16 protein-coding genes are annotated in these 16,110 nt (G+C 65.7%); 12 read left to right on the top strand and 4 right to left on the bottom strand.

What is annotated here, in order from left to right; translation table 11 throughout:
- Positions 1–17: 17 nt before the first annotated feature.
- The 8 genes from VFZ97_09935 to VFZ97_09900 are packed head-to-tail and all read left to right on the top strand — an operon-like array spanning position 18 to position 6,395.
- The gene (locus tag VFZ97_09935) at positions 18–1,154 is read left to right on the top strand and encodes an agmatinase family protein (GenBank protein HEX6393752.1); all 1,137 of its coding nucleotides are present in this window, start codon (positions 18–20) and stop codon (positions 1,152–1,154) included.
- Entirely contained in the window at positions 1,151–1,993 is an 843-nt protein-coding gene (locus VFZ97_09930) for an N-acyl homoserine lactonase family protein (protein ID HEX6393751.1), read from the top strand. Before VFZ97_09935 ends, VFZ97_09930 begins: the two co-directional genes overlap by 4 nt.
- A complete protein-coding gene (locus VFZ97_09925; protein ID HEX6393750.1) occupies positions 1,990–2,292 on the top strand; it encodes an urease subunit gamma in 303 nt (100 codons plus the stop codon). Before VFZ97_09930 ends, VFZ97_09925 begins: the two co-directional genes overlap by 4 nt.
- The gene (locus tag VFZ97_09920) at positions 2,289–2,615 is read left to right on the top strand and encodes an urease subunit beta (GenBank protein HEX6393749.1); all 327 of its coding nucleotides are present in this window, start codon (positions 2,289–2,291) and stop codon (positions 2,613–2,615) included. The genes VFZ97_09925 and VFZ97_09920 overlap by 4 nt, the downstream gene beginning before the upstream one ends.
- The gene (locus VFZ97_09915) at positions 2,612–4,321 is read left to right on the top strand and encodes an urease subunit alpha (protein HEX6393748.1); all 1,710 of its coding nucleotides are present in this window, start codon (positions 2,612–2,614) and stop codon (positions 4,319–4,321) included. The genes VFZ97_09920 and VFZ97_09915 overlap by 4 nt, the downstream gene beginning before the upstream one ends.
- A 7-nt stretch (positions 4,322–4,328) precedes the next feature.
- Entirely contained in the window at positions 4,329–5,021 is a 693-nt protein-coding gene (locus tag VFZ97_09910; GenBank protein ID HEX6393747.1) for an urease accessory UreF family protein, read from the top strand.
- Entirely contained in the window at positions 5,011–5,649 is a 639-nt protein-coding gene (ureG, locus tag VFZ97_09905) for an urease accessory protein UreG (protein ID HEX6393746.1), read from the top strand. Before VFZ97_09910 ends, ureG begins: the two co-directional genes overlap by 11 nt.
- Positions 5,646–6,395, top strand: a complete 750-nt coding sequence (locus tag VFZ97_09900; GenBank protein HEX6393745.1) for an urease accessory protein UreD — start codon at positions 5,646–5,648, stop codon at positions 6,393–6,395. Before ureG ends, VFZ97_09900 begins: the two co-directional genes overlap by 4 nt.
- On the opposite strand, the gene VFZ97_09895 is transcribed toward VFZ97_09900, so the two are convergent.
- Positions 6,388–8,013, bottom strand: a complete 1,626-nt coding sequence (locus VFZ97_09895; GenBank protein HEX6393744.1) for an alpha/beta fold hydrolase — start codon at positions 8,011–8,013, stop codon at positions 6,388–6,390. The two genes, VFZ97_09900 and VFZ97_09895, sit on opposite strands and share 8 nt — an antisense overlap.
- 454 nt (positions 8,014–8,467) lie before the next feature.
- Here VFZ97_09895 and VFZ97_09890 point away from each other — a divergent pair, with 454 nt between their 5' ends.
- Positions 8,468–9,070, top strand: coding sequence for an ACT domain-containing protein (locus VFZ97_09890; GenBank protein ID HEX6393743.1), 603 nt, complete (start codon positions 8,468–8,470; stop codon positions 9,068–9,070).
- 26 nt (positions 9,071–9,096) lie between these two features.
- Here the strand turns inward: VFZ97_09890 and VFZ97_09885 are convergent, their stop codons facing one another.
- A complete protein-coding gene (locus VFZ97_09885) occupies positions 9,097–11,250 on the bottom strand; it encodes a hypothetical protein (GenBank protein HEX6393742.1) in 2,154 nt (717 codons plus the stop codon).
- 216 nt (positions 11,251–11,466) lie between these two features.
- On the opposite strand from VFZ97_09885, the gene VFZ97_09880 reads away from it, so the two are divergent.
- A complete protein-coding gene (locus VFZ97_09880; protein ID HEX6393741.1) occupies positions 11,467–12,357 on the top strand; it encodes a helix-turn-helix transcriptional regulator in 891 nt (296 codons plus the stop codon).
- A gap of 139 nt (positions 12,358–12,496) precedes the next feature.
- On the opposite strand, the gene VFZ97_09875 is transcribed toward VFZ97_09880, so the two are convergent.
- Positions 12,497–12,799, bottom strand: coding sequence for a helix-turn-helix transcriptional regulator (locus VFZ97_09875; GenBank protein ID HEX6393740.1), 303 nt, complete (start codon positions 12,797–12,799; stop codon positions 12,497–12,499).
- Between the two features lie 106 nt (positions 12,800–12,905).
- Between VFZ97_09875 and VFZ97_09870 the strand changes: the two genes are divergently transcribed.
- Positions 12,906–14,381, top strand: coding sequence for an MFS transporter (locus VFZ97_09870; GenBank protein ID HEX6393739.1), 1,476 nt, complete (start codon positions 12,906–12,908; stop codon positions 14,379–14,381).
- A gap of 67 nt (positions 14,382–14,448) precedes the next feature.
- Here the strand turns inward: VFZ97_09870 and VFZ97_09865 are convergent, their stop codons facing one another.
- On the bottom strand, positions 14,449–15,351 hold the full coding sequence (locus tag VFZ97_09865; GenBank protein HEX6393738.1) for an SDR family NAD(P)-dependent oxidoreductase: 903 nt from the start codon (positions 15,349–15,351) through the stop codon (positions 14,449–14,451).
- 116 nt (positions 15,352–15,467) lie between these two features.
- On the opposite strand from VFZ97_09865, the gene VFZ97_09860 reads away from it, so the two are divergent.
- On the top strand, positions 15,468–16,110 hold a 643-nt coding region (locus VFZ97_09860; GenBank protein HEX6393737.1), incomplete at its 3' end, for a TetR family transcriptional regulator.

Here is a 16,110-nt window from a genome sequence, read left to right as displayed (position 1 = left end):
AGGGAGCATCACGCGCAATGAGCGACATCGAACAGCCCTACAGGCACACGCCCATGTACGGTCCAGAGGCCAAACGGGCGGTCGAAAACGAAGCGATCCTTCCGATCACCGCATGGGAGCGGGAGATAGAAAGGGGTTTGGCTCTCGGGCTGCCCGGGGCCGACTCGATCGTCGATCGCACTATCCCGACGTTCTCGAGAGGAGAGCTCCCTCATTTCGCCGGGATCAACACGTTCTTGAAGGCGCCCTATGTCGAAGACGTGCACCGGTGCGGTGAGCACGACGTGGTCGTGCTGGGCGCGCCTTTCGACTCCGGTACGACCTACCGTCCGGGGACCCGGTTCGGGCCGCAAGGTATCCGACGGATTTCCGCTTTGTACGGGACCTACAGCTTCGAGCTAGGCGTCGATCTTCGGGAGTCGATAACCATCGGAGATGTCGGCGACGTTTTCACCATCCCGGGCAACCTCGAGAAAAGCTTCGACCAGATCAGCAAGGCGGTCTCCCACGTCTACGCGTCGGGAGCTTTCCCGGTGGTGCTCGGCGGAGACCATTCGATTGGTTACCCCACTGTGAGAGCAGTTGCCGAGCACCTTGAAGGCAACCTCGGCATCATTCACTTCGACCGCCATGTCGACACCCAAGAGACCGACCTCGACGAGCGGATGCACACGACACCGTGGTTCCACGCCACGGACATACCGAACGTTCCGGCAAAGAATCTCGTCCAGATTGGGATCGGCGGCTGGCAGGCGCCGCGACCAGGTGTCAAGGTCGGGCGTGAGCGGGGAACGACGGTGCTGACCGTCAACGACTGCGTCGAGATGGGCATGCAGGCAGCGGTGGAGGTTGCTCTGGAGGTGGCCTGGGAGGACGCCGACGCGGTGTGGCTGTCGTTCGACGTCGACTGCCTCGACGCCGCGTTTGTACCCGGGACCGGGTGGCCGGAACCGGGAGGATTCCTTCCGCGCGAGGCCCTGGAACTGGTTCAAGGGGTGGCGAGAGGAGGCTTGGCGGGAATCGAGGTGGTGGAGTGCGCACCCCCGTACGACTCGGCTGATATCACCTCCTTGGTCGCCACGAGAATTGTCTGCGACACTCTTGCGACTCTCGTACTGCACGGTCACCTGCCGAAAAAGGTCGTGTCGTCGTGACTTCCACCGGCGCCGGGGTCAAGCGGGTCGTGCTGCTGACCATGGGCTGGGAGGATCTGCCCAAGGCCTGGTCAGTGCACGGAACTCCCCGCGAGGAGAGGCTCATAGAGCCCGTACCCGCGGTGTTGGTCGAAGTGGACGGAGGGTGGGTTCTCCTCGAGACGGGATTCAACCCGGCGCTCATCAACGACGTTCCTCTCAGACGCCGCTACCACGACTCGTTCTTCGGGATCGAGCCGATCCTCCCGCCGGGCGGCGACCCTCTCCTCGATGCCTTGGAGCGGGAGGGGGTACCGATCGACGCGATCGACGCAGTGGCGGTGAGCCACCTGCACAACGACCACGCAGGCGGCATACGTCATTTCTCGGGGAGGACCCCCGTTCACCTGCAGAGGGCGGAGCTCGAGTTCGGGCTCGAGCGCTCGATCGAGGCTGAGCGCAACGGCTACTGCCGCGTCGACTACGACGACCCAAAAGTCATCTGGAACCTCGCGGACGGCGATGCCGAGGTCGCGCCAGGGGTGTCGACGGTGCTCACCCCCGGACACACGCCGGGCCATCAGAGCTTCGTGGTTCGCTACGACGGCTCGGTCGGTGGGGGAGGCTTCGTATTCGCGGCAGATGCGGCCGACCTGACCGAAAACATCACTCACGAGCTGCCCATCGGCGGGGTCATCGATTGTGAACCTGCAGCTACAGTTGCGAACATCCGCCGGTTGAAGGAGTTGTCGAGCCGTGAGGGGCTGATGCTCGTGCCGGGCCACGACCCTGTGGTGTGGCCGGCGCTTACCGAAGAGCTCCGTCAGTCCAAAGGCGTCTGGCGAGGGGCTGAGATGTGAAGCTGTCGCCTCACGAGCAGGATCGCCTGTTAGTTCACGTTGCTGCCATGGTCGCCCGGGACAGGCAGCAAAGAGGCGTCAAACTCAACTACCCAGAAGCGGTCGCTCTGCTGACCGTCCACATCATCGAGGGGGCGAGAGATGGCCGAACGGTCGCCGAGCTGGCCAGCTCAGGCAGGCATGTCCTCTCCCGAGCCGACGTGATGGATGGCGTACCGGAGATGCTCCGGGAGGTCCAGGGCGAGGCGACCTTCCCGGACGGCACCAAACTCGTCACCATCCACGACCCGATCCCGTGAGGCCCGGCGAGATCATCGTTGCCCCGGGGGACATCGTCGTGACAGCCCCCGCTGCCGTCTCGATATCGGTGTCCAATCACGGCGACCGTCCCATCCAGGTCGGATCCCACTTTCACTTCGCCGAGGCCAACAAGGCGCTTGCATTCGATCGCGATGCAGCGTGGGGGATGCGTCTGGCCATTCCTGCCGGGACCTCCGTCCGCTTCGAGCCGGGGATCAGCCGCCAGGTTGGGCTCGTCCCGCTTGAAGGGCAACGGATCGTCCTGGGACTGCGTGGCCTCAGTGCCGGCCCCCTCGAACCGAGGCAGGACCCGAGCCGTTGACCTCGATTGGACGCGACCGTTACGCGGCCCTATACGGTCCCACGACCGGGGACATGATTCGCCTCGCCGACACCGACGTTCTCGTGGAGGTGACCGAGGACCGCTGCGGACCCGGTGATGAGGCCATCTTCGGCGGCGGCAAGACGATTCGCGAGTCGATGGCACAATCCGCAGCGACGCGGGCCTCGGGCACGCCCGACCTGGTGATCACAGGAGCCGTGGTCCTCGACCACTGGGGGATCGTCAAGGCTGATGTCGGAGTGCGAGACGGGCGAATCACCGCCCTCGGCAAGGCCGGCAACCCTGACATCACGTCCGGAGTCCATCCCGCCTTGGTCGTCGGGCCGTCCACTGAGGTCATCGGCGGTAATGGACTGATCCTCACCGCCGGCGGCATCGACTGCCACGTGCATTTCATCTGCCCCCAGATCATCGACGAAGCAATCGGGTCGGGGATCACGACGCTCATCGGCGGGGGCAGCGGCCCTGCCGAGGGGACCAAGGCGACCACAGTGACGCCAGGATCGTGGTACACGGCCCGGATGCTGCAAGCCCTCGATCCGTATCCGGTCAACGTGGCTCTGCTGGGAAAGGGCAACACTGTTTCGCCGGACGCTTTGTGGGAACAGCTGTGCGGGGGGGTGTCCGGCTTCAAGCTCCACGAGGACTGGGGATCTAGCCCCGCCGCAATCGAGTGCTGCCTCGGCGTCGCCGACGAGGCCGGCGTCCAGGTGGCACTCCACACCGACACACTCAACGAGGCCGGATTCGTGGAGGACACGCTCGCTGCGATCGCTGGGCGTTCGATTCACACCTACCACTCCGAGGGCGCGGGAGGAGGGCACGCTCCCGACATCATGGTTGTGGCGTCGCACCCCAACGTGCTTCCGTCGTCCACCAACCCGACGATGCCATACACCGTCAACACCCTCGACGAGCACCTGGACATGCTCATGGTGTGCCACCACCTGAACCCGAGGCTTCCCGAGGACCTGGCCTTTGCCGAAAGTCGCATCCGGGGCTCGACGATGGCAGCCGAGGACATCCTTCACGATCTCGGCGCGATTTCGATGATCGGCTCCGATTCGCAGGCGATGGGAAGGGTCGGCGAGGTGATAACGCGAACCTGGCAGACCGCGCACGTGATGAAAGGACGCCGCGGAACGCTCTCCGGCGACAGCGTCGCGGACAACCACCGCGCGCGCCGTTACGTTGCGAAGTACACCATCGCCCCGGCCATCGCGCACGGCCTGGGTTCCCAGATCGGCTCGGTGGAGCCGGGCAAGCTCGCCGACCTGGTCCTGTGGGAACCCGCCTTCTTCGGGGTCCGGCCCCACCTAGTGCTGAAGGGAGGGATGATCGCCTGGGCCGCGATGGGCGATGCCAATGCTTCGATCCCCACCCCCCAGCCAGTCCTTCCACGCCCCATGTTCGGGGCGTCGCCGAACACCGCGGCCGGGTCCAGCATCGCCTTCGTGGCGCCGGTCGCCCTCGAAGAGGGGATCAACGAAAGGGTGGAGCTCAAAAAAGCGGTCGTGGCGGTCGACGATGTCCGCGGGCTCGGCAAGGCGGACATGCCGAACAATGACTACCTCCCCCGGATCCAAATCGAACCCGACTCGTTCGCCGTGACGATCGATGACGAGATGGTCGAACCGGCACCCGCGGCTGTGCTGCCGATGGCCCAGAGATACTTCCTGTTCTAGGCAGACCGTGAGATCGCTGCTGCTGCTGGTGTCGGATTCCCGTTTCCCCGCAGGGGGTCACGCCCACTCCGGGGGAGTGGAGCAGGCATGCGAAGACGGTGTGATCGACGACCTTCCCCAACTCGAAGGGTTCCTGAGAGGACGGCTCGCTACAGCGGGCCTCATCGGAGCTTGCATCGCGGCGCGCATCTGCGCCGGCGTGCAGGATGGCGCCGATCTCGACCGTCTGTGGCGTGTGGCTGACATGGAATCCGATGCCAGGATGCCCTCCCCGGCAGCGCGGTACGCATCGCGAAAACAGGGGGGTCAGTTGCTGCGGACCGCCGACCGTGTCTTCGAGGCCGATCCGTTGGCGTCCCTCGCTGCCGCTGCTGCTCTAACCGGGAGCGACCCCCATCAGGCGGTCGTGATGGGCGTGGTCGCCGCCGTGGCGGGGTTGTCTCCTGGCGAAGCGGCGATGTCGGCGGCTTACGCCTCCGTAGCCGGTCCCGCTTCAGCTGCCCTGAGGCTGCTCGGTCTGGATCCCGCCGGCACAGGGAAGGTCCTCGCGGGGATCGCCGAAGACGTCGACGCGGTGGCGGCAGTCGCGGCGCGAGACGCCAGGCGACCGCTGCGGAAGATCCCCTCGCCGTCGTCGCCGATTCTCGACCTGCTGGCCGAGGAGCACTTCGGGAGAAAGGAACGACTATTTGCATCGTGACGCCACACCGACTGAGCCGGGCCCTCTCCGCTTAGGCGTAGGGGGACCCGTCGGAAGCGGTAAGACCGCCCTCGTCGCGAACCTTTGCAAAGCATTTTCGAGCCGGGTTCAGCTAGGAGTGGTTACGAACGACATCTACACGACCGAGGACGCTGACTTCCTCAAGCGCGCCGCTGTCTTGGAGCCCGACCGGATCGTGGCGGTGGAGACCGGGTGCTGCCCTCACACCGCGATCCGCGACGACATCGCTGCCAACCTGGATGCCATCGACTGCCTAAGACGCGCGTTCCCGACACTTCAGATGGTCGTCGTAGAAAGCGGCGGTGACAACCTCACCGCAACCTTTTCACGGGGTCTGGTGGACAAGCAGGTGTTCGTTGTCGATGTGGCAGGGGGAGACAAGGTGCCGAGGAAAGGCGGCCCGGGGGTCACCCGGTCCGACCTCCTCGTCATCAACAAGGTCGACCTGGCCGACCTCGTCGGAGCGAACCTCTCGGTGATGGAGACCGACGCCAAGGCCATACGCAAGGACCTCCCGGTGTGCATGATCTCGTTGCGCACAGGCGAAGGAGTGGAGCGCGTACACGACTGGGTCGAGAAATGCCTGGCCGAAGCCTCCCGGGTGTGAGCCAATGCTCCGCAGCAAGTCTGCGCCTCGGGCGCGGGGATGGGGGGATCCCGATCGTCGAGCAACTGCGGTGCTCGGGGGCGCTCTACTTCCGCCCGACAGAGTGGGGGGTATGGATGGTGGGAGCAGGTGCGCACCCGATCGGCGGGGATCGGCTCTCGGTCCGCTTGACGGTCGCGGCGGGATGCAATGCCGAAGTGCGTTCCACGTCCGCCACCCTCGCCAGAAAGGGCCCTGGTCCCGGTTGCGAGCGTTCGGCCATGGTCATCAACGTTCGAATCGGCCGCGAGGCAACTCTGATGTGGAACCCGGAGCCTGGCGTGGCGGCTGCGGGCTCGGACCACGTGGCTGATACCCGCATCCGAATGGGTGATGGTGCCCGCCTTGCGTGGCGTGACGAATTCGTGATCGGACGCCACGGTGAGGAGCCCGGTACCTGGCGGAGCAGGCTGCGGATCGCGGGCGCCGGATCGGTGCTCCTGTCATCGGACACCGCCGCTGGTCCTCGTGCGCCAGGTTGGCGGAGCAGTGCGGTACTTGACGGCGCGCGGGCGATCTCGACCCTCGTAGTCATCGATCCGCTACGCAAGTTCGGCGCGGCGACTCAGGAATCCCGCGGTACGACCAGGGCGCTAGCGCTGCCGCTGGCCGCGCAGGGAGTGCAGGTGGTTGCTTGGGGCCAGGAGCTATCGGATTGCCGCGAGGCCGTCGAGTCACTCGCCTGCCGGGTTCGTGCTACTAGCTGACCACGACCTTTAAGCGCGCGGACGACGGGCGACGGTTCGGATCCCAGTTCCGTTGGTTCACCCGGCGGTCAACGATTGGCGAGCGGGGCGCTGACCAGGATTCGGCCTCGAAGATGTTCGAAACCTGGGCGGAGTCCTTGATCCCCGACACCAAGAAGGTGTCGATTGCCCGGCCGCCAGCGGACCGGGCGTGGAGAGACTCGATGTTGATTCCGTGATCGGAGAACTTCCGGCACAGGTTTGATAGCGCTCCGGGTTCGTCGCGCACGGTTATGGTCACGAGAAGTCGGTCGCCACCACCGCCGTGGGACGTGACGTGTTCTGGAGCGGAAGTTCTGGCGCCGGGGAGTGGAACGGTGGCGGCCATGACTTGGAGCCGGCGCCCCAGTTCGTTCCATCTTTCGTCTGTGAGCGATTGGCCTCCATCGATGATGAACGAGTGGAGAGCCAAGTTCCTTCTGGTCCAGGTTGCGGCTGAGGCGTGAAGAATGGAGAGACCGCTGGCAGCGAGGACTCCGGCGCTGTCGGCCAATAGTCCTTTTCTGTCGGTGGTGAGAATGGCCAGCCTCACGGCGTCGGAATCGACGATGGGACGGGCGACCGCCCGGACTTCATGCGGGCGGAGTTTCGGATGGCACAATGCCAAGTCGGCCGCCAGGACCGACGGGGAATCGCTCAGCAGCCACAAGGGGGGTGCCTTCCGGACCAGGTCCGAAGCCAGTCGTCGAGGCATCTGCATGGTCGCGAGAAGCACCGATAGATCGCTCGCCGTAGAAGCGGCCCGCGATCTCCGGTCGCTAGCGATCAGTCCGTCCAAGACCGGCGCGATGGATGCCGCGAAGGAGTCGGGATCGGCGAGCATCCAAGTGTGCCCGCCCTTGACCACCCGCCCCTGGGTTCCGATAGCGTTGCACAACGTTTCAAATGCGGCCCGGGGAACGACCGCGTCGCCCTGGCTGGTGAGCACCAGAACTGGAAGCCCCTCGGCGCGCAACTCCCGTGCCTCCTCGCGAAGGTCGGCTTGTTGGGCCAGGAGTGCCGTTCGAAGGACGCCGCAAGGGTTGCCAGTGAGAGTAGGAACGAGGTCGGACCGTACGGCACCGATCAACTCCACTGTCGACGTGAGAGGCCACAGTTCACGAGCGAACCCCGACACCCAGTCCCAGGGAGGTCTGGGCGACACGCCGCCGACCGCGTTGAGCAGAACCAGATATGACACCAGGTCTGGGTGCTGAGCGGCGAGCTTGATGCCAACCCCGCCGCCGAACGAATGACCGATCACCATCGCCGGCTCATCGACTCCGACCGTGCACATGAATTCCGCCACCCAACCTGCGTATCCATCGAGGGTCGTTTCAGAACTGGGCAGTCCGGCAGTCCCGCCGAAAGACGGTAACGCCGGGGCGTACACCCGGCATCCACGCGACACTAAGCGGGAGAGCGCCCGCTTGTAGGTGTAGCTGCCGAGCGCCCACCCGTGAAGGAACAGCACAGGTGGACCCTGGCGTCCTCCTACTGCACCGACCGCTCGTCGACCTTGCACCTCCGTTTGGAACCATCTCAGCCGGTCGTCGGTGGCGGTGCCCTCGACCTCGGAGAAACTCGGAAGCGCACCCACCCACCAAACGTTCCTCACGTTCTGTAACGGCTTGGTTTCGACAGTGTGAAGAGTCAGACCATGCGGACATTGGCCCAGCAAGGAGTGGAGCTACAGATATCGCCGGGGGCACCCGGGTCGCCCGGGGGGGATGGAACCCCGGGTGCCACGCCCGGCGCGATCGCCTCGTCTCCTGGGAAGGATGGACGTCGGCGTCGAAGCCATCTAACCGCCACGCGGTCTCCGGAGGGTCACCAGAGCATGAACGTTTCGCGAACACCGTCGGGGCTTCATACCGAAAATGCGTGCGCCTCCACGTCGTCGCCGCATTTGGGCCGATATATCGGGCGGCGGATGGCCGCCGGCATGCGGCGGCCACGTCAATATTTCGTTCGGCCGACGGAACTATTGCGCTTGTGTGAATGTTGGCCGCCATTTCGGTCCCCGGCCGCGGACGCCGTGTACCGTCCGGCCGGTGAATTCCGTCGTGCGTATCCGGCTTTGCCTCGCCGACCGGGCGGGCGCTCTCGGCCAGGTAGCGACCGTCATCGGTCTGCACGGCGGGAACATCCTTTCAGTCGACGTTCACAGCACCGACGGCGCGTCGGCGGTTGACGATTTTGTCGTCGAGTTTCAGACCGAGCCGTCCCACGATGATCTCGGCACCGACCTGTCGATGACGGCGGCGGCGACCATCGTCCAGATGGAGCCGGCCCAATCGGTGGACGTGGTAACCGCGGTGCTGGACGCCCTCGAGCGCGGGGCCAGAACCAGGACCGACACCGGAAATGTCTCGGTCCAGGCAGGCGAAGCCGGTCTCGAGTTGATCGACAGCCTCGCCGCAGTGTGCCCGGCCACTGAATGGTCGGTTGTCGAGCAGACGCCCGACGACCCCGACAACGACCCCGGCTTCGCCGAGAGCGATGTCGGACCGCAGTTGGTCGTCCCGATCCCCGGATCAGCCGACGCCCTTATGGGCCGGCGCCCGGCGACCATGGACTTCACCGTCACCGAGAAAGCCCGAGTCGACGCTGTCATACGCCTGTGGGAGTGCATGAACGTAACAGGCGTGGAGTGACCGGACATGAGCGTCCGAGCGAGTTCTCAGCGGGAGACACTGGCTTGGGTGGGTTGCCTGGTGCGCCGTTCTTCGAGCATGGAGAGCAAGGCCCGTCGGGCCACCGCGTCTAGGGTTGTCGCGCCGGCGTGATCCGAGGTGGCTGCGCTGAGCAAGGCGTCGAATGTCGTCGCGCCAGCTGGTAGCGGGGCGGCTCGAACCACTCGGCCGAGCGATTCGATGGCGGCGGCGAGTGAGGGGGCCGGTTCCGGAAGGCGCAGCTCGGCTCGCCATGTCGACCCCGGGCCCGCGGCGGCCAGCAGCCGGTCGATGCCCTCGGGTGCGTAGGCCGCCGCTTCCGATACGCCCTCGGCCCAGGCAGTGAGGATGGTGAGCTCATCGAGTTCCAGCACCGGCTGGCTAGCGGCGGTAGACGCTGAGCGTTGTGTTCCAGGGCCTGGGTCGTTGTTGGCGGCGTGGACTTGGCGGACGGCCACGCCGTAGCAGGAGGTGCTGTTGTCGATTGGCCACCGACCGTCGGCGCTGTAGCGGGTGGCGCGGTCCATGCAGATGGTTAGCAGAACGCCCTGAGCGCCCGGCTCGAGCGGAATCTCGCGGACGCCACGGGTGGGGTCCTTCCATAGCGCGATGACCCGAGAGGCGTCTCGGCCGACGGGTCGGGAGCGCTCGACCATCCCATAGGAGGTCAGGGTCAGGACAGCCGAGCCGGGATCGTCGGCCAGGACGCTCGCGTATCGGGCCGTCCAGCGGGAGGGGAGCTGCGGCCCGTCCAGCAGCATATTCATGACCAACGTGGGGCCGACCGACCGGATGAGCTGCGCGATTTCGTCGTTGTGGGCCAGGTCCTCGCACACCAGCGTGGTCAGCACCAGTTCGGCTACTTCGACGAACTGGATTTCCTTCCGGGGTACGTCCATGGCTTCCCACCAGCGGATGTGGGGGTGCAGGGCACCGCCCAGGTGGTACTGCTCCACCTGGTCTTCGTCCAGCGACCAGCGGTGGTGTTTGTTCTGGCGTATGTGAAACCACGGTTGATGTCCTTCGCTGGGCACCCGCCCGCCCTTCTCGAGTCTGGGGTTGAACCCCATGTGCAGCCAATTGTTGGGGAACTGGCCCGAGTGTGGCGTGGTCTGGCGCACCCCGGCTATCAGATTGACCACCCCGTGGCGGTCCAGCAGGGTTTCGACGTCGTCGATGTCGTCTTCGCCGACGGCGCTCTCTGGCAGCAGGACGACGTCGACGCTGCCCGCCTCTTGGCGGGCAGCGACCAGCACCCGATCCAACAGGTCAAGGTCGAGCCCTTCGGCGGGGGCGAACTCGAAGAATCCATATGGGTCCTTGGCCCGCCGCCGCACATCGCCGACCGGGTGAAAGTCGGATGCTTGCACTCGTAGCGGCCACGGCAGCAACAGCAAGGTGGCGTACTCGGAGCGCAGGTCGGTACCCCGATGGCGCGCCGGGATCTTGTGCCAGTGGGCGTCGATGCCGGGGCCTTGAACGCAGACGTAGCGGGAAAACGCCAGCCGTCCCGTGGGCGGAGTGATGACCTTGGGCAGGACGCGCAGGACGCGGGCGTCGATGCGGGCGAGCGACCCGGTGCGGGCCAGCAGCTCGCGGCCGCGGGCCCGATACACGCACCCATCGGCGTGGGAGCTGTCCAGCGCCACGCCCAGCCCGATGCAGGCCTCGTCGGCGATGGCGTGCAGCGTCAACAGCGCCTCACGAAGTCGGTGCTCTCGCCGGGTGGCCAGCTGCTCGAGCGACACGTCGGCGCCCTCACAAAAGACCTTCCACGCTGCGGCGACCAGGTCGGGCAGGGCGCCGCTCCGGTCCTCGGCCCAGGCACTCCATCGGCGGCCAGCCTCCTCGACCGCCTCAGCCCACTCGCCAAACCCGCTGGGGGGCCAGTCCTCAACGGAGAGGGCGTAGCGGAACGCTTCCGCTCGCGTCAGCACCACATTTGTCAGCGCGAAGACATCAGGGGGCCACTCCAGAAGTCGGTCCGTGATCGGGGTCGCGCTGGCGGCGTGCCAAATCGTTCCCAGCGTCGGCTCGCTCATGTCCTCATACAACTTGCGGACAGGCGGTCCGGTTGCGCTGCCGGCCTCGAGCTTCCCGTTCATCTCCCGAACGAGGGCTGCCTGGGCGGACGGGTTGCCGTCCATATCGGTGCTCCCCACCTTTCACCTCCACCAATGGTGTGGATCAAGCTCGGCGAACGTGGCCGATGGTCCTCGAACCGACACGGCCCAGGCGCGACGTCTTGAGGACGTGGCACCTTCCTGACGGTCACGCGGCGAGTGTGCGGCCGGGGACCCGCACCCACAAGAGACCCGTCGAGGCTGGTAGCGGCAGGGCCATGTTCCCCACCGCCTGCTCGGCGTATGGTCTTTGGCGTGGCAGGTGAGAACCTGATCGGCGAATACCTTCGGGCTCGTCGTCAGCTGGTCCGCCCGAAGGACGTCGGCCTGCCCGCTGTCGAGGGCCGTCGCCGGGTGCCCGGGCTGCGACGGGGGGAGGTAGCGTTGCTGGCCGGCGTGAGCACCGACTACTACATCCGCCTCGAACAGGGACGCGACCAGCATCCCTCCCCGCAGGTTCTCGACGCGCTCGCACGGGCCCTGCAGCTCGACGACGACGCCACCGCCCACCTCCACCGCCTGGCCAGCCGCCCGCGCCCCAGGCGCCGTCGAAATCAGCGACCGGAGAAAGTGCCCGCGGGCATCGTGCAGCTGATCGAATCCTGGACAGACACTCCCGCCGCCGTCGAGAACCGCTACACGGACGTGCTCGTCGCCAACCCTCTCGCCATTGCACTTTTCCCGCACTTCTTTGCTGTGGGCACCAACCTCGTCCGCGCCGTGTTCCTCGACCCCCACGTGCGCGATCTTCACCAAGACTGGGAGTGGCTCACCCAGGCCGCCGTCGCCCATCTGCGCGCCCAGGTCGGGCCCGACATGGACGATCCCGGGCTCAACGAACTGGTCGGAGAACTCTCGGTGCGAAGCGAGCGCTTCCGCCAGCTGTGGGCGCGGCACGACGCCCGACCCAAACGCAGCGGCACTGTTGCCATCGACCATCCCCTGATCGGCCCGATGGAGCTGAGCTTCCAAAAACTGCCGATCCCCGACACCGACCACCAGACACTGACCCTCTACCACGTCGCGCCAGGCAGCCCGAGCGCCCAAGCCCTCTCCCTGCTCGCTGCCATGGTCGCCGGAGACCCACACGACACGCACCCCACCACTCCCGACGAAACCTCCGACGACCTCGCCCTGAGCCGCTGATCAATCGAACGTGCTATCGCCCGAGGCCGGGTGATTGTGTACGGCTGTCGAATCGCGATTCGCCCACCCGAGGCTTCCAGCGGCCCGGCGGCGGTGATCAGGGGAGGGCGGAGCTAACCGCTGATGGCTAGCTGGCCAGCTACTCGCTGTTCAACACCAAGTCGATCAACCCGGGAAACCGATCGTTCAATTCCTCCCTCCTTAGCCGGATGTACTTGCGGTTCCCCTCCTCTCGCTCGGTCGTGATCCCCGCCGCCAGGAGAACCTTGAAGTGGTGGGTTCCCGTCGCCTTGGTGACGGGAATCTCGATGCTCCCGCACGTCATCCCGCAGTCGTCCGAACATCCTGCGAGTTGTCTGACGATGTCTAAACGGACCGGATCCGAAAGCGCTTGCAGGACCGTAAGCACGCTCGTCTCGTCCTTGGATTTCTTGTTTGACATAGATCGAACATCCTTGTACGGTGCTCATCAAACATACACCACCGCCGAACTAAAGGCGGTTGCAACCTTTTCCTAGAAACAATCCCCCTCAGAGGAGCAACCTGCGATGTCTTCTTCAGTCGCGCCCGCGAACCAAGTCCAAGCCAGCGCCGAAGGGCCAAATCAACTTTCACGGAGCGCCTGGGCCTCGCTCTTGGTCCTGTGCGGCGCCTTGTTCCTAGATGCTCTAGACGTATCGATGGTCGGCGTGGCGTTGCCGTCAATTCGCACCGATCTGCACATGTCAACCAGTTCGCTCCAGTGGGTGGTGAGCGCGTACGTCCTCGGCTACGGCGGCTTTCTTCTCCTCGGCGGTCGTGCGGCGGACCTGCTGGGCCGACGACGAATGTTCCTCGTATCGCTCGGGGTTTTCCTTGTGGCATCCGGTCTCGGCGGACTCGCCACCACCGGAGGAATGCTGATCGCCACCCGGTTCGTCAAGGGGATCAGCGCTGCCTTCACAGCACCAGCGGGTCTATCGATCATCACCACGACCTTTCCGGAGGGGTCGGCCCGTAACCGGGCGCTCTCGGTCTATACCGCCACCGGCGCGACTGGCTTCTCTGTCGGTCTGGTGTTCGGCGGCGCACTCTCGACCGCCGGCTGGCGGTACGTCTTCTTCGTGCCGGTCGCGGTCGCCGCGATAACCCTGCTCGGTGCGGTCAAGTTCGTGCCCAACACCGAAGGCAAGGCCAACCTGACCCAGAAGTTCGACGTAAGCGGCGCGGTCGCTCTTACTACCGCCGTCCTGCTGCTCGTGTTCACCGTCGTTGAAGCGCCCCAGGTCGGATGGGCAACCGGTCGTACCGTCGGTTCGTTCGCTGGGGCCATCGCGATACTGCTGGGGTTCGTCTTGCACGAGCAGCGCGTCGAGGCGCCTTTGGTACGCCTAGGCATCCTTCGATCCTCCTCCCTCGTCCGCGCCAACTTCGCTGCGATGGCCTTGTTCGGCGGGTGGATCGGGTTCCAGTTCATTGCCATGTTGTACATGCAGCAACTCCGAGGTTGGTCTCCGCTGCACGCCGGACTGTCCATCTTCCCGGCAGGCGTGATCGTCGCGGTGCTCGCGCCGAGGTTGCAACTGCTGATCGAGCGCTTCGGTATCCCCCGCCTCATCATCGTCGGGCTGGCTTCCACCGTCACCGCCTACTCGCTGTTCTTGCCGATCGGCCACGGTTCGAGCTACGCGGCCGCCATGCTGCCCACGTTCCTCCTCGCCGGACTCGGATTCGGTCTCGCCTACGGGCCACTCAACATGGCCGCCACGAACGGTATAGCCCCACACGAACAGGGCCTCGCCGGTGGTCTCTTGAACACGTCGTTCCAGTTCGGGGGAGCGCTAGTCCTCGCCATCGTCACCGCGGTCAACAACGCAGCCAGCAAGGGCGGTCATACCTCCACCACCCTCCTCCACGGCTTCAAGACAGCAATTATCGTGTCGGTGGTAGCGGCGTCGATAGGCGTGGCCACCTCGCTCCTTCGCCGGATGGGGGAAACCGGGCCAGACACGGTCGTCGAAGTCCGCGAGACCCAAGCTGCCTGAGGAGACCGCATTCGCGACCGACGGCGAGCCAGTGGTACGACGCAGGGAGGCTGCGTGCCGGGCCGGGTCAGACCGGGAACGTGACTCCGGTCAGCTCTTCGGAGACTGTCCACAGACGGCGCTGGATGGCTGGGTCGTGAGATTTCTTGTTGGACTTGGCCAGTTTGGGGTAGCCCCTCGCGCCGAATAGTCCGCGTGGGCCGTAGTACTGGCCGCCGAGCACACCGGGGTCGGTCGCAGCGCGCAGAATCGGCAGTGCGCCGATGGCTGCCTTCTGGCTGATCGCCTGCGCGAAGAACGCTGCGATCGCGGGCGAGTTGCGCGTGAGCTCGGTTGCGGCCAGGCCTGGGTGGGCGGCGACCGCGATGGTGGTGCCCGGGCCGGACAGCCGGCGCTGCAACTCGTAGGTAAACATCAGGTTCGCCAGCTTCGACTGGCTGTAGGCGGCCACCCGGCTGTACGAGCGTTGGCCCTGGAGATCGTCGAAGTTGATCCGGCCGCGAATGCGATGCGCGGCGCTGGAGACCGTCACCACGCGGGAGCCCGGCACCGGCAGCATCGACTCGAGCAGCAGTCCGGTCAGGGCGAAGTGCCCCAGGTGGTTGGTTCCGAACTGCAGCTCGAAGCCGTCCCGCGTCGTCCGCTTCGGCGTGAACATGACCCCGGCGTTGTTGATCAGCACGTCGATCCTGGGGTGGTGGGCCTGCAGCTCGTCTGCGGCGGCGCGTATCGAATCCAGGGAGGTCAGGTCGAGAGGCTGAACCATGACGTCCGAGCCGGGTGCGGTGTCGGCGATGCGGGCGGCGGCTCGCTTGCCCTTCTCGATGTCCCGCACGGCCAAGACCACCGACGCGCCTCGCCAGGCGAGTACTTGGGCGGTCTCGAACCCCAGGCCGGTGTTTCCGCCGGTGACCACGGCCAGCCGTCCCTGCTGGCCTGGCACGTCATGACGGGTCCATTTCGCGCTCATACTTCCTCCAACCGTTACTAACTATGATGTCCGACTTAGCTCGATGCTATGTTGGACGTCATACATAAGTCAACGTAAAATCGACCATGCCCCGACGCACTGACAGCCGTTCCCGGATGATCGACGCCGCCGCCGAGCTGTTCCGCCAGCGCGGCTACCACGCCACCACCTTCTCCGATGTGGTCAACAAGAGCGGCGCACCCCGCGGCTCGACCTACTTCCACTTCCCCGGCGGCAAGCAGGAACTGGCCCGCGAAGCCATCGCCATGGCCGGTGACGAGATCGAGGAAATGGTCGAGCAGGCCGCCCGCCACGCCGATACCCCCGGATCCGTCGTCCGCGCGCTGGCCCAGATGCTCGCCGACCGCTTCGAGCGCTCCGGCTACCAAAGCGGCTGCGCGATCGCCACGATGGTCCTCGAGCTGGCCCCCCGCGACGAGGAATTCAGCGCCGACTTCGACAGCGTGTTTGCACGATGGCGGGCGGCGCTAGTTAGCCGCTTCGAACCGCTGGGCGTCGCCGCCGGTCGCGCCGCTGTCCTCGCCGACCTGACCATCTCCGCGCTTGAGGGTGCTCTGCTCCTCAGCCGCGCCGCCCGCAGCATCGAACCGTTCAAAGCCCCAATCGAGGCGCTCATCAGCGCCATCGACCACGACACCGCCTCCCAGCCTGCCGCCCCCCGAGGGCGGGCCCGCCACCCACAGCCCACTCCTGCCTGCAGCAATCGCAACAAAGATGACGCGAACACCCATGAACGTG

The sequence above is a fragment of the Acidimicrobiales bacterium genome (genome assembly GCA_036378675.1).
GTDB lineage: Bacteria > Actinomycetota > Acidimicrobiia > Acidimicrobiales > Palsa-688 > DASUWA01.
The sequence above is the reverse complement of the archived record's forward strand: the minus strand, read 5'-3'. Positions and strand labels throughout refer to the sequence as shown.